A 20858-nucleotide genomic window follows, 5' to 3' on the forward strand; every position below is an offset into this window, starting at 1 on the left:
GCAAGGGCCGTCATGGTATTTGCGCTTCGGGCAGGGTGAGGACGCGCGGGATCTTGCTCGCATCCCAGTGCCGAATGCCCCAGGCCAGCAGTTCGCGGGGGCTGGCATCGCAGAGTTCCGGGCCCGGTTGCTGGCCCAGTGCGCGCAATGCCCGCAACAGCAGCGGTGTAGCCTGGTCCGCTGTCAGCGGCGGTGAACGATAGGATTTGCCAAGTTTGTGCCCGTCGGGCTGGGTGATCAGCGGCACATGCAGGTAACGCGGTTGTGGCAGCCCGAGGAGTTCCTGCAGGTAGAGCTGGCGTGGCGTGGAGTCCAGCAGGTCAGCGCCGCGGACGATATCGGTGACGCCTTGCCAGGCGTCGTCCAGCACCACCGCCAGCTGATAGGCGTAGAGCCCGTCACGACGACGGATCACGAAATCACCGGCCTCACGGCCCAGGTGCTGGCGAAATTCGCCCTGGACGCGGTCGGTGAAATGATATTCAAGCTCGGGGACGCGCAGGCGGATGGCGGCGTCCTCGGTGTCGTGGCCGGCGTTGCGGCATAGCCCTGGGTAAATACCCTGATACGGTTCCAGTTGCTTGCGCGAACAGGTGCAGGCGTAGGCCAGGCCCTGGCTGAACAAGCGATCGATGACCAGTTGATAGGCTTCATGGCGGTCGCTCTGGCGGACCATTTCGCCATCCCATTCAAAACCATAGGTTTGCAGCGCATTCAGGATCGCCGCTTGCGCGCCGGGCTCTTCCCGCGGTGGGTCAAGGTCTTCCATGCGCAACAACCAGCGCCCGCCGACGGCCCTGGCGTCGAGGTACGATGCCAGGGCGGCGACCAGCGAGCCGAAGTGCAGGTGGCCGCTGGGGGTGGGGGCGAAGCGTCCGATGTAGGCAGTCATAAGGCGAATGTCATTGGGGTCAGGGCGGTAGGCAATCTCGACAACAAAGCATATCCCCTGTGGGAGCGAGCCTGCTCGCGATAGCGGTGTATCTGTCGCATCAAGGTTGGCTGACCCACTGCCTTCGCGAGCAGGCTCGCTCCCACAAGGGGTTATGAGTCTGGAGAAAATATCGGAAACAAAAACGGAGCGTATGAACGCTCCGTTTCGGTTACAGCCCCGGCGATTACTTGCCGACCTGTTTTTCCTTGATTTCCGCCAGGGTCTTGCAGTCGACGCACATGTCTGCGGTTGGACGTGCTTCCAGTCGCTTGACGCCGATCTCGACGCCGCAGGACTCGCACCAGCCGTATTCTTCGTCTTCGATCAGTTGCAGCGTCTTGTCGATTTTCTTGATCAGCTTGCGTTCCCGGTCACGGGCGCGCAGTTCGAGGGCGAACTCTTCTTCCTGGCTGGCACGGTCGGCCGGGTCGGGGAAGTTGGCAGCGTCGTCCTTCATATGGTCCACGGTGCGGTCGACTTCCAGCATCAAGTCCTGTTTCCACTTGTTCAGGATCTTGGTGAAGTGTGCGCGCATCGGGGCGCCCATGTACTCTTCGCCCGCTTGTGGGATATACGGCTCAAACCCGCTGAGCGACTGATTTTGATTCTGCTTTGCTTGGGTGGGCATGAATGGACCGCCTCTACTCTTGTAATCCACTACGCAGGATTGCTCCATCACCGACACCTGCCGGCCCTGCGGCTGCAAGCGGGCGAACTTACCAGATCAAATCGGGCCGCGCTACTCCCGGTTGTCGAGCCTGCGGCGGCCGGGGCCTGTAAAACGTGGCCGGGTTCGCTTCGGTGGGGATGCAATCCTGCTCAATGCTTGATTCTAGTCAAGCCTGGGCCAATCGCCGGAACCATTTCCAGCGATCTACGGTAGGACCATCGGGTATTCGCGCTCGTTCCCGCACCGCTGCCCGAGTTGGGTAGAATCGGTTCTTTTTTCGTGAAGGATGGCCCCAATGGCCCAGCCCTACAGCGCACGCAGCCGTGCCATCGAACCGTTCCATGTCATGGCGCTGCTGGCGCGCGCCAACGAATTGCAGGCTGCCGGGCACGACGTCATCCATCTGGAGATCGGCGAGCCGGACTTCACCACCGCCGAGCCGATCATCCAGGCCGGCCAGGCCGCCCTGGCGGCCGGCAAGACCCGTTACACCGCAGCCCGCGGCATTCCCGAGTTGCGCGAGGCCATCGCCGGCTTTTATGCGCAGCGCCACGGCGTTGACATCGATCCGCGGCGCATCCTGGTTACGCCGGGTGGGTCTGGTGCCTTGTTGCTGACCAGTGCCCTGCTCGTCGACCCGGGCAAGCACTGGTTGCTGGCCGATCCTGGCTACCCCTGCAACCGCCATTTCCTGCGTTTGATTGAAGGTGCGGCGCAATTGGTGCCAGTAGGGCCGGACGTGCGTTACCAACTGACCCCGGACCTGGTGGATCGCCATTGGGATCACGACAGCGTGGGGGCATTGGTGGCATCGCCGGCCAACCCGACCGGGACGATTCTCTCTCGGGACGAGTTGGCGGGGTTGTCCAGGGCAATCAAGGGCCACAATGGCCATCTGGTCGTCGATGAGATCTATCACGGCCTGACTTATGGCACCGACGCCACCAGTGTGCTGGAAGTCGACGATGATGCTTTTGTTCTCAACAGTTTTTCCAAGTATTTCGGCATGACCGGCTGGCGGCTCGGTTGGCTGGTGGCCCCTTCGGCGGCGGTCAGTGAGCTGGAGAAACTTGCGCAGAATCTTTACATCAGTGCGCCTAGCATGGCCCAGTACGCGGCCCTGGCCTGTTTCGAACCCGCGACCATCGAGATTTTCGAGCAGCGTCGTGCCGAGTTCGCGCGGCGTCGCGACTTCCTGCTGCCGGCGTTGCGTGAGTTGGGATTCGGCATCGCGGTGGAGCCCGAAGGTGCGTTCTATCTTTACGCCGATATCAACGCGTTTGGCGGCGATGCCTTTGCGTTCTGCCAGCATTTCCTGGAAACCGAACACGTGGCGTTCACGCCGGGGCTGGATTTCGGTCGACACCAGGCCGGTCATCATGTGCGTTTTGCCTACACCCAAAGCCTGCCTCGGCTACAGGAAGCGGTGACGCGAATCGAACGTGGACTGCGGAGCTGGCGAGGCTGATGCGTTTTTCTCCTGCACTGGAAGAAGGTCGACTGATTCGACGTTACAAGCGTTTTCTCGCCGATATCGAGACCGTTGACGGCGAACTGCTCACTATCCACTGCCCGAACACCGGCTCGATGCTCAATTGCATGGCCGAGGGCGCGCGTGTCTGGTTCAGCCGCTCCAGCGACCCCAAGCGCAAGCTGCCAGGGACCTGGGAAATAGGCGAAACCCCTCAAGGCCGGTTGGCCTGCATCAACACCGCGCGTGCCAACCCCCTGGTTGAAGAGGCGCTGCGCGCGGGTGTCATCAAGGGGCTGAACGGTTTTGTCGGGCTGAAGCGCGAAGTCGCCTACGGTGTGGAGAACAGCCGTATCGATTTTCGACTCGACTATGCCGACCAGACCTCGGCCTGGGTCGAGGTCAAAAGTGTCACGCTGGGTTTCGATGCAACAAATGTGGCGGCATTTCCCGATGCGGTGACGCTGCGTGGCGCCAAACATTTGCGGGAACTGGCTTGTCTGGCCCGCGACGGCGTACGGGCGGTGCAGCTGTATTGCGTAAACCTGAGTGGCATCGACGCGGTGCGCCCGGCGCAGGAAATCGACCCGGTGTACGCGGCGGCGTTGCGTGAGGCGGTGGCCGCCGGGGTGGAAGTGTTGGCCTACGGGGTCACCTTGACGCCGGAGCAGATATGGGTGGATCGCCCGCTTCCGGTATTGCTTGAACCGCTACAGGTCGACCCAGATGCCCTGATCATCCTCCCGGCTGTCTAGCGCGGCCAGGAACTGCCCGGCGCAAGGGCCGGCGACGCATTCACCGCTTTCAATCAGAAATAGCGCGCCATGGGTCGCGCACTGGATCAGGCTGGCGCTGGGGTCGAGGAACTGGTCGGGTTGCCACTCCAGCGGCACACCGCGATGCGGGCAGCGGTTAAGGTAGACGTAGGCCTGGCCCGCGCGCCGCACGGCCAGGACCTTGCGCCCTTCAATGTCGAAGCCGCGACTGTTGTTGTCCGGTAACTCAGCGGCGCTGCAAAGAAATTTCATTTCTGTCCTCGATGAACCCTTGGGAGCGGGCTTGCTCGCGAAAGCGTCGGTGCATCCTGCATTTATGTTGCCTGGCACAACGCCTTCGCGAGCAAGCCCGCTCCCACAAGGTTCTCGCGTTTTTCTGGACGATCCAAGCTTGACGGTCAAATGAAAACAATTATCAAATGGCGCCTCCTTCACAGGTGACCGAGGATACGTCGCCAGGCTCGGCCCTGTGAAAAATATCTCTGAGGAAGCTGTCCGATGCGCTTGAATTTCCGCGTTGCTGCGCTCTGTGTCGTCCTTTTGGCCAGCCAGGGAGCGCTGGCGGCCGATCTGCCGCAACGCTGGGTGAGCGCTGGGGGTGCCTTGTCGGAGTGGGTCAGTGCGCTCGGCGGTGAGTCGAAGCTGGTGGGCGTGGACACCACCAGCCAGCATCCCGAGTCGTTGCGAGCGCTGCCCAGTATCGGTTATCAGCGACAGCTGTCGGCGGAGGGCGTGCTGAGCTTGCGGCCGCAAATTCTGGTGGGTACCGAAGAAATGGGACCGCCGCCGGTGCTCGCGCAAATTCGTGCGGCCGGGGTGCCGGTCGAGTTGTTCTCGGCGGCGCCGAGCCTGGAGGCGCTTCAGACCAATCTGCGTCACCTGGGGCAGCTCTTGGGGGCCGAGACCAAGGCTGCGGAGTTGTTCGATGACTATCAACAACGGCTTTCCCAGCACGCCGTCCGCGTAAACGCAGCCCGGCTCAAGCAGAAGGCGCCTGGCGTATTGCTGCTGGTGGGCAATGCTGGCGGCAAATCGCTGATCGCCGGTAAAGGCACCGCCGCCGACTGGTTGCTGGAGCAAGCCGGTGGTCACAACCTGGCGACCCACAGCGGCTACAAACCGTTTTCCGTGGAAACCCTTGCCAGCTTGAATCCTGAAGTGCTGGTCTTTGCCGATCGAGCCTTGACCGGCGAAGAAGCGCGCGCCGCGCTGTTCAAGGAAAATCCGATCTTGTCCTCGACCCGGGCCGCCAAGAGTGGGCGTGTCATGGAACTGGACCCGACGCTGCTGGTGGGCGGATTGGGTCCGCGCCTGCCGCAAAACCTGGTGAAGCTCACCGACGGTTTTTATCCGGTCAAGACCCCATGAGTGCGCTGGTCAAGCCACGCACTTTATTCATTGGGTTGGGCCTGCTATGCCTGCTGGCGATCTGGTTGTCCCTGGCCTTGGGGCCGGTGAGCTTGCCGTTGTTCGATACCCTGCGCGCCGCCATGCGCCTGTCGGGCTTGCCGGTGGCTGCCGATGGCCTGGAGCAGGCCGAACTGATCCTTGGCCAGATCCGCCTGCCGCGTACCTTGCTGGGGCTGGCGGTGGGCGGGGTATTGGCGTTATCCGGCGTGGCGATGCAGGGGCTGTTTCGCAACCCGCTGGCGGACCCGGGGCTGGTCGGGGTTTCCAGTGGTGCGGCGCTGGGGGCAGCGTTTGCCATCGTCGGCGGTTCGATGCTGGGCGGGCTGCCCGAAGCGCTGGGACCTTATCTATTGTCACTGTGTGCGTTCCTCGGCGGGCTCGGGGTTACGGCGCTGGTCTATCGCCTCGGCCGGCGCAACGGTCAGACTCACGTCGCGACCATGCTTCTGGCCGGGATCGCCCTGACCGCGCTGTCCGGCTCGGCGGTCGGCTTGTTCACTTACCTGGCGGATGACGCGACCCTGCGCACCCTGACGTTCTGGAACCTGGGCAGCCTGAACGGCGCCACCTACGCGCGCTTGTGGCCCTTGCTGCTGGTCAGCATCGGCGTGGCGATCTGGTTGCCGCGTCGGGCCCGTGCGCTCAACGCCTTGTTGCTCGGCGAGTCCGAGGCCGCGCACCTGGGCATTGACGTCGAACGGCTCAAGCGTGAGCTGGTGTTCTGCACGGCGCTGGGCGTTGGGGCCGCGGTGGCGGCTGCGGGCATGATCGGTTTTGTCGGGCTGGTGGTGCCGCATCTGGTAAGGCTGATGGCGGGCCCCGACCATCGCGTCCTGCTACCGGCTTCAATCCTGGCCGGGGCGAGCCTGCTGCTGTTCGCCGATCTGGTGGCGCGCCTCGCGCTGGCCCCGGCGGAATTGCCCATCGGCATTGTCACGGCATTCATCGGCGCACCGTTCTTCCTGTATCTGTTGTTGCGGGGGCGTGCCTGATGCTGCGAGCACATGACCTGCATATTCTCCGGGGACGCAAAACCGTACTGGCGGACATCGACTTTCAGCTCAATCCCGGCGAAGTGCTCGGTGTGCTCGGACCCAACGGTGCGGGCAAAAGTACGCTGCTGGCAGGCTTGTGTGGCGAGTTGCGTCCGGCCCGGGGCCAGGTCTGGCTCGACGACAGGCCCCTCGCCCAGTGGGGCGGCGCCGAGCGCGCCCGTCGTCTGGCGGTGTTGCCACAATCATCGACCCTGGATTTTGCATTCCGCGTGGAAGAGGTGGTGGGCATGGGGCGCCTGCCCCACCAGAGCGGCCAGGTGCGGGACGCGCAGATCGTTGAATCGGCATTACAGGCCGCGGATGCCACGCATCTGTATGGCCGCAACTACCTGACCCTGTCCGGTGGCGAACGCCAGCGGGTGCACTTGGCGCGGGTGCTGGCGCAACTGTGGCCCGGCGAGGTGGGGCAGACGCTGTTGTTGGACGAGCCGACGTCAATGCTCGATCCCTTGCACCAGCACACCATCCTGCAAGCGGTGCGTGAATTCGCCGGTCGCGGCGCTGCCGTGCTGGTGATCCTGCATGACCTGAACCTGGCGGCGCGTTACTGTGACCGCCTGTTGCTGCTCGCGTCCGGCCGGCCGGTGGCCCTGGACACGCCCCGGCAAGTGCTGCGCCCGGAGCCGCTCAAAGCGGTATTCGGCCTGGAAGTGCTGGTGCAGTCCCATCCGGAGCGCGGGCATCCGTTGATCATCGCCCGCTGAGGCAATCTGGAGGATGCAGATGTGCGCCTGTTCCTGATTTTGGCTTTGAGCGTGTTGACGGCTTGCCAAAGTATCGCGCGGCCTCCGGTCAACGGACGGATCCTTGACTTGCAAAGTGGCCAGGCCCTCTCGTCGCATGCCTTGGTCGAGCGCTTGGCGCAAGCTCCGCGTGTCGTGGTCGGAGAGCAGCACGACAACCGCGACCATCATAGGTTGCAACGCTGGTTGCTCCAGGCCTTGGCCGGACAGCGAGCCCAAGGCAGCTTGCTCTTGGAGATGCTGACGCCACAGCAGCAGCCGAAGGTCGACGCGGTTCGCCAGTTGCCAGCCTTGCCCAAGGATTTGCCCGGCGCGCTGGACTGGTCGTCGGGTTGGGATTGGAACCTGTACGGACCCGTGGTGGAGTTCGCCTTGCCTCAGCCTTATCCGGTGTTGGCGGCCAATCTTGACCGCACGGAGATCCAGCGCATTTATCGTCAAATGCCCTTGGTGCAGGGTGAGCGCTCCAATTCGTCCGTGGTGAAGGAAAAGCTGCTGGGACAGATCCGCGAGTCCCACTGCGGCCTGCTGCCGGAGTCGCAGATGCCGGCGATGCTGGCGGTCCAGCAGCAGCGAGACCGGCGAATGGCGGAGCAGTTGCTCAAGGCGCCGACGCCTGCATTGTTGTTTGCCGGTGCCTGGCATGGGCGAAAGGACGTCGGCGTGCCGCTGCATGTAGGGGACCTGGGCGCCAGCGAAGCGCCGGTGGTGCTGATGCTGGCCGAGGAGGGGAGCAACGTTACGTCGGCCATGGCTGATTATGTGTGGTACACCCCGGCCACCCTGCCTCAGGATTACTGCGCGCAAATGCGTGAACAACAAGGCAAGTGATATTCTGGGCAAAAAAAGACCCGGCAAAAGCCGGGTCAAATAACCGTGATTAGCCTGATGAGGAGATATCTGAGAGTCCGAACCAAGGGCTTTTCAAATATCGACCAGTCTCGCGACCGGATGTGGTAATCATAGCGATTCTCATTTCCAAGTCAAACAAAGTTTTTCGATTCGCCAAAAATAATGGGGCGGCGCGATGTGGGCGGCGAAAACCGTGCGTCAGGCTTTGTGGCGAGCCGAAATGGCATCCAGCTGTTTATTGAGGGCTTCCTTGCGTTCAGCGGGAATATCGTTCCAATGCATGTCCATCAATGCGCCTTCGATGGCATACAGCAATACCTTTGATGCCCGGAACCCGCGGGTGCGAACGGCGCGGTAGGCGTCCACCGCGCCGAGGCGGCGAAGATCCGAGGCGCTGTGGATGCCCACGGCATGCAGCCACTGGGCTGACGTCTTGCCCAGATTCTTCAGGTGTTGCAGTTCATCATTCATCGAGCCTCCTTGCGACGGCCGACTGGTGCAGTGGGCAAGCTTCTCAGGAGTGTAGCGGTCAGTAGGAAAAGCGTGATTGTTTGGTCGGAATCGACGCAAAACCTTCTAATGCATTACGCACGATAGGTGCAAAACGACAAAAACGGCACGTCGTCCAGCGCAGGCGGGGGCGCTGGAGGTCTGTTCGATGCCGGGCCTCGGTTGCTTCAGGCTTAGCGGGTGCGGTAGCGCAGGCGTGTGCCAAAATTCATCGACATCAGGATCTCATCGGCCGACAGCTCGGGCGGAAAGTAGGCGCCGGAAATCTGCGCGTGGGCGAGGCTCGCGCCTTCCAGCGACGAGTTACGAAAATCGACGCCGCGCAAATCGGCGGAACGGAAATAGGCATCGGTGAAATCGACGTTGTCCGCGTTCAGTTCCCGCAGGTCAAGACCACGGAAATCGCCGCCGCGCATGTCGATCGGCCCTTGAGGCCGTTCGCTGTTGAAGCCGGCAATATCGTCGTTGCGCAACAAGGCATAAAGCGGGGTGTCGAGAAGCTTGGGGTGGCTCATTTCATATCACCTGCTGGTTTTATGACGCCAGTATAGTGCCACTATTTGACGGCCGTGAAGCCGGGCGTCGCTTCACGGCCGAAATAATTCCTACAGTCCCGGCAGGCGCTGACGGATCTGCGCGACCACAACATCCAGCGTGCCGCTTTCGTTGGTCTGAACCCGTTTGCTGCAAAGGATTTCCGCCGGGGTCAACGCTTCGCGGCCGGCCTGTTGGGCGGCGATGACGGCCAGGTTCGCGTCGGACGGGTCGTTCTGGTCCGCCTGGCGCTGGGCGAGCCGGCTTTCGATCACCGCTTGCGGCGCGTCGCAGTCGAGGATCAGGAACGGCGCGCCCGTGCCTTCGGCGATCCTGGCAGCGGCGTCACGCTGCTCACGCTTGAGGTAGGTGGCGTCGATTACCACCGGGAAACCAGCGTGCAGGATCACGTCGGCAATTTCATGCAGGCGGGCGTAGGTGGTGCTGCTGGCGTCGCTGCTATAAATGCCGGCCTGGGGATCGTTCGATACTTGTTGCTCGCCGAACAGGCGCTTGCGCTCCACGTCCGAGCGCAGGCGAATCGCGCCCAGGGCCTCTACCAGGCGCATCGCGACGTGACTTTTGCCGACGGCGGAAACACCGTGGGTAATCGCCAGGAAGCGCGACGGGATGGTGCTGTAGCTTTCGGCCAGGTTGGCATAGTTGCGGTACTGGCGCAGAGTCGTGGCGCGCTGCACCGGATCGGCTTCGGCGGGCATGCTGAACAGTGCGACCTTGGCGCGCACCAGGGCGCGGTAGGCCTTGTAGAAATTCAACAGCTCCAGGCCCTGGTAATCGCCCGTCAGCTCCAGGTACTGGCTGACGAACCGCCGCGCCAGTGACTTGAGGCCGCGGTCTTCAAGGTCCATCGCCAGGAACGCGGTGTCGGCGTAGACGTCGGTGAAACGGAACGGCTCGTTAAACTCGATGCAGTCGAAAATCACTACCTGGCCATCGATCAGGGTGGCATTGCCCAGGTGGATGTCGCCGTGGCATTCGCGGGTGAAGCCTTCGGTCTTGCGCTGGGCCAGCAGCGGCTTGAGGCGTTCGAAGCTGCTTTCGGCCCAGGCTTGCAGGGCTTCGAGTTGCAGCAGGTCAGCCTTGTCGCTGAGGAACGGACGGATCTGTTCGAAATTCTGCCGCACCGGCGCCATGACGCTGTCCGGCGTGCCTGCCGCGTTGTCGGCGGGCACCTCGGGCGTCGAAAGATGGAACTGGGCGATCTGCGCGGCCATTTCATCAATGTGCACGGTGGTCAGTTCGCCGTTGGCCTGGAGCGTGCTGAGCAGTTGGCTCTGGGGAAATTGGCGCATCTTCAGGGCATATTCGATGGCCGGACCATCACCGCCGAGGCTTGGCGCTTCGGTGCTGCCGGTAATCGGCAGGACTTCCAGGTAGAGGTCCTGCGTCAGGCGCTGGTTCAGGCGCAGTTCTTCAGCGCAAAAATGCTTGCGCGCGTCGAGGCTGGTGAAGTCGAGGAAACCGAAATTGACCGGTTTCTTGAATTTGTAGGCGTAGGGCCCGGTGAGCAACACCCAGGAAATATGGGTTTCGATGACCTGGAACCCTTCGACGGGATGCGGGTAAAGGGCCGGGTTTTGCAGGGCAGCGATCAGTGATTGGCTCACGGGCGATCCTTCAGAGGCGGGAAAATTCAAGGCGCTCATTATGGCGGCAAGCGAGGCTAACGCAAACCTTGGCGGACGCATGTTGAACCACGCCAAAGTGCGTATAATCCGCCGCCATGACTCGTACCCGATCCCCCCGTACCCCCAAGAAACCTCCCGCCAGCCGCCTGCGGCCCTGGCTGGGCTGGGCCCTTAAACTGAGCCTGGTTGGCCTTGTCGTGCTCGCCGGTTTTGCCGTCTACCTCGATGCCGTGGTCCAGGAGAAATTCTCCGGCAAGCGCTGGACCATTCCGGCCAAGGTCTACGCGAGGCCGCTGGAGCTGTTCGTCGGACAAAAGCTGAGCAAGGAGGATTTCCTGACCGAGCTCGATGCCTTGGGTTATCGCCGCGAAAGCGTGGCCAATGGCCCGGGTGCAGCTTCGGTCAATGGCAACACCATCGACATCAATACTCGCGGCTTCCAGTTCTATGAAGGCATGGAGCAGGCGCAGCCGGTGCGGGTGCGTTTCTCCGGTGACTATGTGGCCGCGCTGACGGGCGCCAACAATGCGAGCCTGTCGGTCGTGCGCCTCGAACCGCTGCTGATTGGTGGGTTGTACCCGAAAAATCTCGAAGACCGGATCCTGATCAAGATCGACCAGGTGCCGCCGTTCCTGCTTGAAACCCTGATCGCCGTCGAAGACCGTGATTTCTACCATCACTTTGGCGTCTCGCCCAAGTCGATTGCCCGTGCTGTCTGGGTCAATACCTCGTCGGGACACATGCGCCAGGGCGGCAGTACCCTGACCCAGCAGTTGGTCAAGAACTTCTACCTGACCAACGAACGCAGCCTGACCCGCAAGCTCACCGAAGCGATGATGGCGTTGTTGCTAGAGCTGCATTACAGCAAGCAGGAAATTCTCGAGGCCTACCTCAACGAGGTCTTTGTCGGCCAGGACGGCCAGCGAGCGGTGCACGGTTTCGGCCTGGCCAGCCAGTTCTTCTTCAGCCAGCCGCTGTCCGAGCTCAAGTTGCACCAGGTGGCGTTGCTGGTCGGCATGGTCAAGGGGCCGTCTTCCTACAACCCGCGTCGCAATCCGGAGCGCGCCCTCGAGCGGCGCAACCTGGTCTTGGACTTGTTGCAGCAACAAGGCGTGGCCACGGCCGAGCAGGTAGAAGCGGCGAAAAAGATGCCGCTGGGCGTGACCAAGCGCGGCAGCCTGGCGGACAGTTCGTTCCCGGGCTTCATGGACCTGGTCAAGCGTCAGCTGCGCGAAGACTATCGCGACGAAGACTTGACCGAAGAAGGCTTGCGCATCTTCACCAGCTTCGATCCGATCCTGCAGATGAAAGCCGAGGCCTCGGTCAATGACACCTTCAAGCGCCTGGCGGGGCGCAAGGGCTCTGACGAAGTCGAAGCGGCCATGGTGGTGACCAACCCGGAAACCGGCGAAGTCCAGGCGATGATCGGTAGCCGTCAGGCCAGCTATGCCGGTTTCAACCGGGCGCTGGATGCGGTGCGCCCGATCGGCTCGCTGATCAAGCCGGCGGTGTACCTCACCGCTCTGGAAAAACCGAGCCAGTACACGCTGACCAGTTGGCTCTCCGACGAGTCATTCTCGGTCAAGGGCGCGGACGGCCAGGTCTGGACGCCGCAAAACTATGATCGTCGTCCCCACGGCACGGTATTCCTTTATCAGGGCCTGGCGCATTCCTACAACCTCTCAACGGCTCGCCTCGGGCTGGAAGTCGGCGTGCCGAATGTGCTCAAGACCTTGGCGCGCCTAGGGGTGAACCGCGAGTTCCCGGCTTTCCCGTCGATGCTGTTGGGCGCCGGTGGCCTGACCCCGATCGAAGTGGCCGCGATGTACCAGACCCTGGCCAACGGTGGTTTCAATACGCCGATGCGTGGCATCCGCAGTGTGCTGACCGCCGACGGCGAGCCGCTCAAGCGTTATCCGTTCCAGATCCAGCAGCGTTTCGATCCGGCTTCCATTTATCTGATCCAAAGCGCCATGCAGCGGGTCATGCGTGAAGGTACCGGCAGCTCGGTCTATAACGTGCTTCCGCGGACGCTGACCCTGGCGGGCAAGACCGGCACCAGTAACGATTCGCGCGACAGTTGGTTCGCCGGGTTCAGCCAGGACTTGCTGGCGGTGGTCTGGCTGGGGCGTGACGACAACGGCAAGACGCCGTTCACCGGCGCCACCGGCGCATTGCAGGTCTGGACCAGTTTCATGCGCAAGGCCGACCCGTTGCCGCTGGACATGCCGCAACCGGACAACATCGTCCAGGCCTGGGTCGATTCACGCACCGGGCAGGGCTCCGACGCGAATTGCCCGGGCGCGGTTCAGATGCCGTATATTCGCGGCAGCGAACCGCCGCCCGGTGCGGCGTGTGGCGGCCAGAACCCAGCCGAATCGGTGATGGATTGGGTCAAGGACTGGGTGAATTAAGCAAAGAGGGTTTCAAGTGAACAAGTGGTTGATTCCAGCGGTAACCGCCGTGGCTTTGCTCAGCGGCTGCTCTACCGTACAGCGCGGCTCGATTCCGGTTGTCGACTCCGGTACCGCCGTTTCCAACAGCGAGCGGGTCTCGGCCAATGGCGGTTTCCGTCAGACGACCGTAAAGCGGCCGGTGCAGGGTGCTCAGACCCAGGCGATTCCCCAGGGTGATACGGGCGTCGTGGTGATGGTGCCCGGTGGTGGCGCTGCCACGTCGGCACCCATCAGCAGCACGCCGATCACACCGGGGCCGATCACGCCGGGTCCTATCGAGACCTCGCCGATCGACCAGGGCAGCTACAGCATGCCATCGACGCCGAGCAGCATCCCGTCGGCGAGCTCCGGTGGCTTGTCCGCCGATGAGCAACTGGATGGTCCGGTGTTGGCGCTGCTGACTACGGCCCAACAGCAGCAGGCCGGTGGTGACCTCAACGGCGCGTCTTCCAGCCTTGAGCGCGCCCAGCGTGTCGCGCCGCGCGAGCCTCAGGTTCTTTATCGACTGGCCCAGGTACGCATGGCCCAGGGCGATGCGCCGCAAGCCGAGCAACTGGCGCGCCGCGGCCTGACATTCTCCAGCGGTCGGCCGGCACTCCAGGCAAGCCTGTGGGAACTGATTGCCCAGGCCCGCGAGAAACAAGGCGACTCCGCTGGCGCCGCACTGGCCCGTCAGAAAGCCAAGGTTTCACTCTGATGGATGTTCGTTTTCCCCAGATCGCCGATCAGTTGCTGCTGATCGAGCGCGAACTGCGCGTCCAGGGTTGGTGGAGCAGCGTTTCGCCTTCGGCCGAGGCGCTGGCGAGTGTCGAGCCGTTTGCGGTCGATACCCTGGATTTCGAGCAGTGGCTGCAATGGATCTTCCTGCCGCGGATGAAGGCGATCCTGGAAAACGACCTGCCACTGCCTAACGCCTCGGGCATTCTGGCCATGGCCGAAATGGTCTATGCCCAGCGGCCAGGGCAGGGCGCCGAGTTGCAGCGGTTGCTGGCGCAGTTCGACCAGTTGATCAGCGACGCCAGCTGACTTCCCTCACTGGCAGTGTTCTTCGATCTGCTTGCGGGTCTCCTCGATGCGCTGGCGCCGCTCTTCATCCGTGAGCCGGCGCATTTCGCCTTCCACGTCTTCCCTGACCCTGGGATTGTTCTGCAGTTGCGCCAGGTTGGTCCTGGCCTGCTCGCAGAACGCCTTGAGTTGGGCTTCCTGCTCGGCAACCTGCTGCTTTACTTGTTGATCGATGGCTTTTTGATCGCCGACGACACCGCCGGTAACAGGTGCTGCCTGCTTGGGAGCGGGCGGTGCGGATCTGCCCACGGTTGTCGCCTCTACGCCTTGCGGCGGCTGGGCGCCGAAGTGGGTCACGCCCTGGGCGTCCACCCATTTGTAAATCTGGCCGGCCATGCTCATCGGGCTCAGGCCCGCCAGCAGGCAGGCCGTCAATAACATCGTTCGCATGCTGTTTCCTTGTCCTGGGTTGCGCAATTGAAGCTAACAGAGTAGCCGTTTAAAGGTTTTTTCTTGCGTTCTCATGTGCTTACTTCAATAAAGCACATTGACGACTTGACTTGCAGAGGGCGAAACAGAAGAATCCAAAGTCCGCTGTAGAGGGACTGCCAGAAGCAGACCCACTCGGCAGATCATGAGGCGCACATCCGCGCCGACCTGTTACACCCGCAACGCGTTACCTCGCGCTGGGTGGGAAAGGCCCGCAACACTTGGGACGATCCCAATACTTGCTCAGTCAGTGCTGACGTAGTCGGCGACCACCGTCGCTCATGCTCTGCCGAGAAGTAAACCTATTAAGACCCGTCCCCTTTTTGTGGGTCGGTATTCTGGCGTTTTAGAGGTGAACAACGTGGAGCTTTTATCTGGCGGTGAGATGCTCGTCCGCTTCTTGCGTGACGAAGGCGTCAAATATATCTACGGGTACCCCGGCGGTGCTCTTCTTCATGTCTATGATGCCCTGTTCAAAGAACCGGAAGTGACCCACATCCTGGTTCGCCACGAACAAGCGGCCACCCACATGGCGGACGGCTATGCCCGCGCCACCGGCAAGGCCGGCGTGGTTCTGGTGACATCCGGCCCTGGCGCCACGAACGCCATCACCGGTATCGCCACGGCCTACATGGACTCGATCCCGATGGTGATCATCTCTGGCCAGGTGCCCAGCACCATGGTCGGTACCGATGCGTTCCAGGAAACCGACATGATCGGTATCTCCCGGCCGATCGTGAAGCACAGCTTCATGATCAAGCACGCGTCGGAAATCCCGGAGGTCATGAAAAAAGCCTTTTACCTGGCTGAGTCCGGTCGTCCAGGCCCGGTCGTGGTCGACGTGCCGAAAGACATGACCAACCCGGCCGAGAAATTCGAGTACATCTATCCGAAAAAAGCCAAGCTGCGCTCCTACAGCCCGGCCGTACGCGGTCACTCGGGACAAATCCGCAAGGCCGCCGAAATGCTGCTCGCGGCCAAGCGCCCGGTCCTGTACTCGGGTGGTGGGGTCATCCTCGGTGGTGGCTCCGCGCCGCTGACCGAATTGGCCAAGATGCTCAACCTGCCGGTTACCAATACCTTGATGGGGCTTGGCGCCTACCCGGGCACCGACCGCCAGTTCATCGGCATGCTCGGCATGCACGGCAGCTACACCGCCAACCTGGCGATGCACCATGCCGATGTCATCCTGGCCGTGGGCGCGCGTTTCGACGACCGGGTCATCAACGGCCCGGCGAAATTCTGCCCGAACGCCAAGATCATCCACATCGACATCGACCCGGCGTCCATCTCCAAGACCATCAAGGCAGACGTGCCGATTGTCGGTCCGGTCGAGAGCGTGCTGACCGAGATGGTCGCCATCCTCAAGGAAATCGGCGAGGCTCCGAACAAGGAGTCCGTGGCCGCCTGGTGGAAACAGGTCGATGAATGGCGCGGTGATCGTGGCCTGTTCCCGTACGACAAGGGCGACGGCAGCGTGATCAAGCCGCAGACCGTCATCGAGACCCTGTGCGAAGTGACCAAGGGCGATGCCTTCGTGACTTCCGACGTTGGCCAGCACCAGATGTTCGCGGCGCAATACTACCGGTTCAACAAGCCTAACCGCTGGATCAACTCCGGTGGCCTGGGCACCATGGGCTTCGGCTTCCCGGCGGCCATGGGCGTCAAGTTGAGCTTCCCGGACAACGACGTCGCCTGCGTCACCGGCGAAGGCAGTATCCAGATGAACATCCAGGAGCTGTCGACCTGCCTGCAGTACGGTTTGCCGGTGAAGATCGTCAACCTGAACAACGGTGTACTGGGCATGGTTCGCCAGTGGCAGGACATGAGCTACGGCAGCCGTCATTCGCATTCCTACATGGAATCGTTGCCGGATTTCGTCAAGCTGGTCGAGGCCTACGGTCACGTGGGCATCCGCATCACCGACCTGAAGGACTTGAAGTCCGGGCTTGAAGAAGCCTTCGCCATGAAGGACCGCCTGGTGTTCCTCGATATCCAGGTCGATACCAGCGAGCACGTCTACCCGATGCAGATCAAAGACGGCTCCATGCGCGATATGTGGCTGAGCAAGACGGAGCGTACCTAATCATGCGACATATTATTTCCTTGCTTCTGGAAAACGAACCGGGTGCTCTGTCTCGTGTAGTGGGCCTGTTCTCGCAGCGCAACTACAACATCGAAAGCCTGACCGTGGCGCCAACCGAGGACCCGACCCTGTCGCGTCTGACGCTGACCACCGTGGGCCACGATGAAGTCATCGAGCAGATCACCAAGAACCTGAACAAGCTGATCGAGGTGGTCAAGCTGGTGGACCTGTCGGAGAGCGCTCACATCGAGCGCGAACTGATGCTGGTCAAGGTCAAGGCCACCGGCGCCCAGCGCGCCGAGATCAAACGCACTACCGATATTTATCGTGGGCAGATCGTCGATGTCAGCGCCAGCGTCTATACCGTTCAGTTGACCGGTACCAGCGACAAGCTCGACAGCTTCATCCAATCGATCGGCACTGCCTCGATCCTGGAAACCGTACGCAGTGGCGTCACCGGGATTGCCCGTGGCGACAAAGTACTGAGCATCTAACCAAATTAGCGAATGGCCGGAATGGCCGGATATAGGGGAAATTCATGAAAGTTTTCTACGATAAAGATTGCGACCTGTCGATCATCCAGGGCAAAAAAGTCGCCATCATTGGCTACGGCTCCCAAGGTCACGCGCAGGCGTGCAACCTGAAAGATTCCGGCGTTGACGTAACCGTCGGCCTGCGCAAAGGCTCGGCTACCGTCGCCAAGGCCGAGGCCCACGGCTTGAAAGTCACCGACGTGGCTTCCGCCGTTGCCGCTGCCGACCTGGTCATGATCCTGACCCCGGACGAATTCCAGTCTGCCCTGTACAAGAACGAAATCGAGCCGAACATCAAGAAAGGCGCCACCCTGGCCTTCTCCCATGGCTTCGCGATCCATTACAACCAGGTTGTGCCGCGCGCCGACCTCGACGTGATCATGATCGCGCCGAAGGCCCCGGGCCACACCGTCCGTTCCGAGTTCGTCAAGGGCGGCGGTATCCCTGACCTGATCGCGATCTACCAGGATGCGTCCGGCAATGCCAAGAACGTTGCGCTGTCCTACGCCGCCGGCGTGGGTGGCGGTCGTACCGGCATCATCGAAACCACCTTCAAGGACGAGACTGAAACCGACCTGTTCGGTGAGCAAGCCGTTCTGTGCGGCGGCACCGTCGAGCTGGTCAAAGCCGGTTTCGAAACCCTGGTTGAAGCTGGCTACGCGCCGGAAATGGCCTACTTCGAGTGCCTGCACGAACTGAAGCTGATCGTTGACCTCATGTACGAAGGCGGTATCGCCAACATGAACTACTCGATCTCCAACAACGCCGAGTACGGCGAGTACGTGACCGGTCCGGAAGTCATCAACGCCGAATCTCGCCAGGCCATGCGCAACGCCCTGAAACGTATTCAGGACGGTGAATACGCCAAGATGTTCATCAGCGAAGGTGCCACCGGCTATCCTTCGATGACCGCCAAGCGCCGCAACAACGCCGCTCACGGTATCGAAATCATCGGCGAGCAACTGCGCTCCATGATGCCGTGGATCGGTGCCAACAAGATCGTCGACAAAGCCAAGAACTGAGTCGCGACTTGATCGAAAAACGCGGCCCTGGCCGCGTTTTTTCGTTTGGGCATTGGCTTCTGGTATAAAGCTGCATCGTTTGCGGCCGAACCGTCGTCCCAGACGCCTGTCGAATTTTTTCACACCGTTGCAAGGTACTGTCCATGAGCGAACGTCCCGACGAGCCGAACCAGGCTCCTGACGCCGAAAGCCTGTTGCCCATCGATGAACACGTCGAAGAGGGCCATGACGCTGAAGGCCGTAAGGTCCGGCATCGTGGCATCTATCTGCTGCCGAACCTGTTCACCACCGCGAACCTGTTTGCCGGCTTCTATTCCATCATCAGCTCCATGAGCGCCCAGGCGGCGCTCAGTGCCGGTGATAATTCCGGGGCAAGCCGCTATTTCGCCCTGGCTGCCATTGCGATATTCGTCGCCATGGTGCTCGATGGTCTTGACGGGCGCGTGGCCCGCATGACCAATACCCAGAGCGCATTCGGCGCCGAATACGACTCACTGTCCGACATGGTCGCGTTCGGTGTTGCCCCCGCGTTACTGGCGTTCGGCTGGGCGCTGGGCGACATGGGCAAGGTCGGCTGGATGGTGGCTTTCATCTATGTGGCCGGTGCCGCGTTGCGCCTGGCACGTTTTAACACCCAGGTCGGCACTGCCGACAAACGCTACTTCATCGGTCTCGCGAGCCCTGCAGCCGCGGGCGTGGTGGCCGGCGTGGTCTGGGCATTCAGCGACTACGGCATTCAGGGCTCGAAAATGTCGTTCCTGGTGGCGTTGCTGGTTGCGGCGGCCGGGATGCTGATGGTCAGCAACATCAAATACAACAGCTTCAAGGAACTGGATCTGAAAGGTCGCGTGCCGTTTGTCGCGATCCTGGCTGTGGTTCTGGTGTTCGCCGTGGTCTTCAGCGATCCGCCGCGTGTCCTGCTGCTGGTATTTCTCGCCTATGCTGCGTCGGGTCCGGTGCAATATTTGTTGCGTCTTCGCCGACGCTAAACGTTGCCTTAATCTAATTTCCCCCATACTCCGCAGTCTATTGGTGCATCTGCCCTCCAACACTGCGGAGTCGTCATGCTGATCAAGATCCCCAAATCGTCCGACAGTCGTGAATCGGACGTCACGCCTGAATCCTTCTATCTATCCCGTCGCAAGTTACTAGGGGCATCCGTGGCTGGCCTCGCCGTGGGTAGCTTGCCGCGATGGGCCGGCGCAGCGGATGTAGCGCGTTATCCCAATGTCGAGCCAGGCAAGGCGCCGGCCTGGTTGGCTGAGAAGGTTGCAGCTACCCAATGGGGCGCGGTGACGGCTGGAAATGAGTCGATCACCCCATTCAAGGACGCCACCCACTACAACAACTTCTATGAGTTCGGAACCGATAAGGGTGATCCGGCGGCCAATGCAGGGTCGTTGAAAACCGAGCCCTGGAGCGTAGTCGTGGAGGGTGAGGTGGGTAAGCCGGGCCGCTATGGTCTGGAAGACTTCATGAAGCCTTATCAGCTGGAGGAGCGGATTTATCGATTGCGCTGTGTCGAGGCCTGGTCGATGGTCATTCCGTGGATCGGCTTTCCCATCTCCGCACTACTCAAGCAGGTCGAGCCGACTTCCAAGGCCAAGTACATTCGTTTCGAGACGCTGCAGGATCCCAAGACCATGCCGGGCCAGCGTTCAGGCTTTGCCCTGATTGACTGGCCGTATGTGGAAGGTTTGCGGTTGGATGAGGCGATGAACCCGCTGGCAATCCTCGCGGTTGGGATGTACGGGCGGGAGTTGCCGAACCAGAACGGCGCGCCGTTGCGGTTGGTGGTGCCATGGAAGTATGGCTTCAAGAGCGTGAAATCCATCGTGCGGATCAGTCTGGTCAGCGAGCAGCCCAAGACAACCTGGCAAAGCATTGCGGCTGATGAGTACGGCTTTTATGCCAACGTCAATCCCACCGTTGACCATCCGCGCTGGACCCAGGCGCGGGAGCGTCGTTTGCCGAGCGGGCTGCTCAGCCCCAACGTTCGCGATACGTTGATGTTCAACGGCTATCAGGATGAAGTGGCTTCTTTATATGCGGGGATGGACCTGAGGAAGGATTATTGATGCGTTTTCTGGCGTGGCGGATCGGCGTATTCATCGCGGCGGCGATCTGGCCAATGCTTTGGCTTTATGAGGCATTGGCGAATTTCCTGGGGCCGGACCCGGGCAAGGTCCTGGTGGATCGGTTGGGGTTGGGGACGCTGATCCTGTTGCTGGTTACCTTGTGCATGACGCCGCTGCAGAAACTGACGGGGTGGGCGGGGTGGATAGCCGTCCGGCGTCAGTTGGGTTTGTGGTGCTTTACTTATGTCGTACTGCATTTGAGCGGGTATCTGGCGTTCATCCTGGGGTTCGATTGGTCACAGCTGGGTGTGGAGCTGGGCAAGCGGCCTTACATCATCGTCGGAGCGCTCGGTTTTCTTGGCTTGCTGGCGCTGGCAATGACGTCCAACCGCTACAGCCAGCGGCGACTGGGCGGGCGCTGGAAGAAACTGCATCGCCTGGTCTATCCGATATTGGGGCTTGGGTTGCTGCATATGTTGTGGATCGTGCGGGCCGATCTGAAGGAGTGGGCGATATATGCCTTTATAGGTGCGGTACTGTTGGTGCTCAGGGTGCCTGCGGTGATGCGGCGTATCCCGCGTCTGA

Annotated in this window: 22 protein-coding genes (1 of these 22 cut by a window edge); 15 read left to right on the forward strand and 7 right to left on the reverse strand. The window is 61.5% G+C overall.

Going from position 1 to position 20858, the window contains the following annotated elements:
* Positions 1 to 10: 10 nt before the first annotated feature.
* On the reverse strand, positions 11 to 892 hold the full coding sequence (gene gluQRS / locus J3P89_RS04110; protein ID WP_434601854.1) for a tRNA glutamyl-Q(34) synthetase GluQRS: 882 nt from the start codon (positions 890 to 892) through the stop codon (positions 11 to 13).
* A gap of 226 nt (positions 893 to 1118) precedes the next feature.
* A complete protein-coding gene (dksA, locus tag J3P89_RS04115; RefSeq protein ID WP_434628250.1) occupies positions 1119 to 1562 on the reverse strand; it encodes an RNA polymerase-binding protein DksA in 444 nt (147 codons plus the stop codon).
* Positions 1563 to 1899: 337 nt separating this feature from the next.
* On the opposite strand from dksA, the gene J3P89_RS04120 reads away from it, so the two are divergent.
* Both J3P89_RS04120 and sfsA read left to right on the forward strand, forming a co-directional pair.
* Positions 1900 to 3072, forward strand: a complete 1173-nt coding sequence (locus tag J3P89_RS04120) for a pyridoxal phosphate-dependent aminotransferase (RefSeq protein ID WP_434696779.1) — start codon at positions 1900 to 1902, stop codon at positions 3070 to 3072.
* Positions 3072 to 3830: a DNA/RNA nuclease SfsA gene (gene sfsA, locus J3P89_RS04125; RefSeq protein WP_434696780.1), complete on the forward strand. Its 759-nt coding sequence runs from the start codon at positions 3072 to 3074 to the stop codon at positions 3828 to 3830. The genes J3P89_RS04120 and sfsA overlap by 1 nt, the downstream gene beginning before the upstream one ends.
* Here the strand turns inward: sfsA and J3P89_RS04130 are convergent.
* The gene (locus J3P89_RS04130) at positions 3786 to 4103 is read right to left on the reverse strand and encodes a Rieske (2Fe-2S) protein (RefSeq protein WP_434696781.1); all 318 of its coding nucleotides are present in this window, start codon (positions 4101 to 4103) and stop codon (positions 3786 to 3788) included. The genes sfsA and J3P89_RS04130 overlap by 45 nt on opposite strands.
* A gap of 246 nt (positions 4104 to 4349) precedes the next feature.
* Between J3P89_RS04130 and J3P89_RS04135 the strand changes: the two genes are divergently transcribed.
* Genes J3P89_RS04135 through J3P89_RS04150 form a run of 4 tightly spaced genes read left to right on the forward strand, consistent with a single transcriptional unit; the run spans position 4350 to position 7890 of the window.
* The gene (locus tag J3P89_RS04135; protein WP_434628261.1) at positions 4350 to 5219 is read left to right on the forward strand and encodes a heme/hemin ABC transporter substrate-binding protein; all 870 of its coding nucleotides are present in this window, start codon (positions 4350 to 4352) and stop codon (positions 5217 to 5219) included.
* A 50-nt stretch (positions 5220 to 5269) separates the two neighbouring features.
* Positions 5270 to 6253 carry a FecCD family ABC transporter permease gene (locus J3P89_RS04140; RefSeq protein WP_434697948.1) on the forward strand — a complete coding sequence of 328 codons (984 nt, stop codon included), beginning with the start codon at positions 5270 to 5272 and terminating at the stop codon, positions 6251 to 6253.
* Positions 6253 to 7020 carry a heme ABC transporter ATP-binding protein gene (locus J3P89_RS04145; RefSeq protein WP_434696782.1) on the forward strand — a complete coding sequence of 256 codons (768 nt, stop codon included), beginning with the start codon at positions 6253 to 6255 and terminating at the stop codon, positions 7018 to 7020. Before J3P89_RS04140 ends, J3P89_RS04145 begins: the two co-directional genes overlap by 1 nt.
* 21 nt (positions 7021 to 7041) lie before the next feature.
* A complete protein-coding gene (locus J3P89_RS04150) occupies positions 7042 to 7890 on the forward strand; it encodes a ChaN family lipoprotein (protein ID WP_434696783.1) in 849 nt (282 codons plus the stop codon).
* A 219-nt stretch (positions 7891 to 8109) separates the two neighbouring features.
* Here the strand turns inward: J3P89_RS04150 and J3P89_RS04155 are convergent, their stop codons facing one another.
* The 3 genes from J3P89_RS04155 to J3P89_RS04165 form a co-directional block, all read right to left on the reverse strand.
* Positions 8110 to 8382, reverse strand: a complete 273-nt coding sequence (locus tag J3P89_RS04155; protein WP_039593847.1) for a TfoX/Sxy family protein — start codon at positions 8380 to 8382, stop codon at positions 8110 to 8112.
* 212 nt (positions 8383 to 8594) lie between these two features.
* Positions 8595 to 8936, reverse strand: a complete 342-nt coding sequence (locus J3P89_RS04160; protein ID WP_305498787.1) for a pentapeptide repeat-containing protein — start codon at positions 8934 to 8936, stop codon at positions 8595 to 8597.
* 90 nt (positions 8937 to 9026) lie between these two features.
* Positions 9027 to 10583 (reverse strand): AAA family ATPase, encoded by a 1557-nt coding sequence (locus J3P89_RS04165; protein ID WP_434696784.1) that lies wholly within the window; start codon positions 10581 to 10583, stop codon positions 9027 to 9029.
* A 116-nt stretch (positions 10584 to 10699) separates the two neighbouring features.
* Between J3P89_RS04165 and mrcB the strand changes: the two genes are divergently transcribed.
* Genes mrcB through J3P89_RS04180 form a run of 3 tightly spaced genes read left to right on the forward strand, consistent with a single transcriptional unit; the run spans position 10700 to position 14086 of the window.
* Positions 10700 to 13018, forward strand: coding sequence for a penicillin-binding protein 1B (mrcB, locus tag J3P89_RS04170; protein WP_434571803.1), 2319 nt, complete (start codon positions 10700 to 10702; stop codon positions 13016 to 13018).
* 16 nt (positions 13019 to 13034) lie between these two features.
* On the forward strand, positions 13035 to 13757 hold the full coding sequence (locus J3P89_RS04175) for a tetratricopeptide repeat protein (RefSeq protein WP_434571804.1): 723 nt from the start codon (positions 13035 to 13037) through the stop codon (positions 13755 to 13757).
* The gene (locus tag J3P89_RS04180; RefSeq protein WP_434655655.1) at positions 13757 to 14086 is read left to right on the forward strand and encodes a YqcC family protein; all 330 of its coding nucleotides are present in this window, start codon (positions 13757 to 13759) and stop codon (positions 14084 to 14086) included. Before J3P89_RS04175 ends, J3P89_RS04180 begins: the two co-directional genes overlap by 1 nt.
* A gap of 6 nt (positions 14087 to 14092) precedes the next feature.
* Here the strand turns inward: J3P89_RS04180 and J3P89_RS04185 are convergent, their stop codons facing one another.
* Positions 14093 to 14515 (reverse strand): DUF4124 domain-containing protein, encoded by a 423-nt coding sequence (locus tag J3P89_RS04185; protein ID WP_434696785.1) that lies wholly within the window; start codon positions 14513 to 14515, stop codon positions 14093 to 14095.
* A 400-nt stretch (positions 14516 to 14915) separates the two neighbouring features.
* Between J3P89_RS04185 and J3P89_RS04190 the strand changes: the two genes are divergently transcribed.
* The 6 genes from J3P89_RS04190 to msrQ form a co-directional block, all read left to right on the forward strand.
* Complete coding sequence (locus J3P89_RS04190) at positions 14916 to 16640, forward strand: acetolactate synthase 3 large subunit (protein WP_305498794.1); 1725 nt, start codon at positions 14916 to 14918, stop codon at positions 16638 to 16640.
* A 2-nt stretch (positions 16641 to 16642) separates the two neighbouring features.
* Positions 16643 to 17134 (forward strand): acetolactate synthase small subunit, encoded by a 492-nt coding sequence (gene ilvN / locus J3P89_RS04195; protein ID WP_003176102.1) that lies wholly within the window; start codon positions 16643 to 16645, stop codon positions 17132 to 17134.
* 44 nt (positions 17135 to 17178) lie between these two features.
* The gene (gene ilvC, locus J3P89_RS04200) at positions 17179 to 18195 is read left to right on the forward strand and encodes a ketol-acid reductoisomerase (RefSeq protein ID WP_003185459.1); all 1017 of its coding nucleotides are present in this window, start codon (positions 17179 to 17181) and stop codon (positions 18193 to 18195) included.
* A gap of 143 nt (positions 18196 to 18338) precedes the next feature.
* Entirely contained in the window at positions 18339 to 19184 is an 846-nt protein-coding gene (pssA, locus tag J3P89_RS04205) for a CDP-diacylglycerol--serine O-phosphatidyltransferase (RefSeq protein WP_434628281.1), read from the forward strand.
* Between the two features lie 75 nt (positions 19185 to 19259).
* The gene (gene msrP, locus J3P89_RS04210) at positions 19260 to 20273 is read left to right on the forward strand and encodes a protein-methionine-sulfoxide reductase catalytic subunit MsrP (protein ID WP_305498797.1); all 1014 of its coding nucleotides are present in this window, start codon (positions 19260 to 19262) and stop codon (positions 20271 to 20273) included.
* Positions 20273 to 20858 carry the 5' portion of a protein-methionine-sulfoxide reductase heme-binding subunit MsrQ gene (msrQ, locus tag J3P89_RS04215; RefSeq protein ID WP_434696786.1) on the forward strand. It continues 35 nt past the right edge of the window, so only the first 586 of its 621 coding nucleotides appear in the window; its start codon is at positions 20273 to 20275; its stop codon lies beyond the right edge, outside the window. Before msrP ends, msrQ begins: the two co-directional genes overlap by 1 nt.

It is taken from the genome of Pseudomonas sp. Z1-14, assembly GCF_051132005.1.
Taxonomy (GTDB): domain Bacteria; phylum Pseudomonadota; class Gammaproteobacteria; order Pseudomonadales; family Pseudomonadaceae; genus Aquipseudomonas.

Bases quoted from the DNA above. Each gene is read 5' to 3' on its own strand.
- gluQRS (WP_434601854.1), bottom strand. From the start codon at position 892: ATGACTGCCTACATCGGACGCTTCGCCCCCACCCCCAGCGGCCACCTG.
- dksA (WP_434628250.1), bottom strand. From the start codon at position 1,562: ATGCCCACCCAAGCAAAGCAGAATCAAAATCAGTCGCTCAGCGGGTTT.
- J3P89_RS04120 (WP_434696779.1), top strand. From the start codon at position 1,900: ATGGCCCAGCCCTACAGCGCACGCAGCCGTGCCATCGAACCGTTCCAT.
- sfsA (WP_434696780.1), top strand. From the start codon at position 3,072: ATGCGTTTTTCTCCTGCACTGGAAGAAGGTCGACTGATTCGACGTTAC.
- J3P89_RS04130 (WP_434696781.1), bottom strand. From the start codon at position 4,103: ATGAAATTTCTTTGCAGCGCCGCTGAGTTACCGGACAACAACAGTCGC.
- J3P89_RS04135 (WP_434628261.1), top strand. From the start codon at position 4,350: ATGCGCTTGAATTTCCGCGTTGCTGCGCTCTGTGTCGTCCTTTTGGCC.
- J3P89_RS04145 (WP_434696782.1), top strand. From the start codon at position 6,253: ATGCTGCGAGCACATGACCTGCATATTCTCCGGGGACGCAAAACCGTA.
- J3P89_RS04155 (WP_039593847.1), bottom strand. From the start codon at position 8,382: ATGAATGATGAACTGCAACACCTGAAGAATCTGGGCAAGACGTCAGCC.
- J3P89_RS04160 (WP_305498787.1), bottom strand. From the start codon at position 8,936: ATGAGCCACCCCAAGCTTCTCGACACCCCGCTTTATGCCTTGTTGCGC.
- mrcB (WP_434571803.1), top strand. From the start codon at position 10,700: ATGACTCGTACCCGATCCCCCCGTACCCCCAAGAAACCTCCCGCCAGC.
- J3P89_RS04180 (WP_434655655.1), top strand. From the start codon at position 13,757: ATGGATGTTCGTTTTCCCCAGATCGCCGATCAGTTGCTGCTGATCGAG.
- J3P89_RS04185 (WP_434696785.1), bottom strand. From the start codon at position 14,515: ATGCGAACGATGTTATTGACGGCCTGCCTGCTGGCGGGCCTGAGCCCG.
- ilvN (WP_003176102.1), top strand. From the start codon at position 16,643: ATGCGACATATTATTTCCTTGCTTCTGGAAAACGAACCGGGTGCTCTG.
- ilvC (WP_003185459.1), top strand. From the start codon at position 17,179: ATGAAAGTTTTCTACGATAAAGATTGCGACCTGTCGATCATCCAGGGC.
- pssA (WP_434628281.1), top strand. From the start codon at position 18,339: ATGAGCGAACGTCCCGACGAGCCGAACCAGGCTCCTGACGCCGAAAGC.
- msrP (WP_305498797.1), top strand. From the start codon at position 19,260: ATGCTGATCAAGATCCCCAAATCGTCCGACAGTCGTGAATCGGACGTC.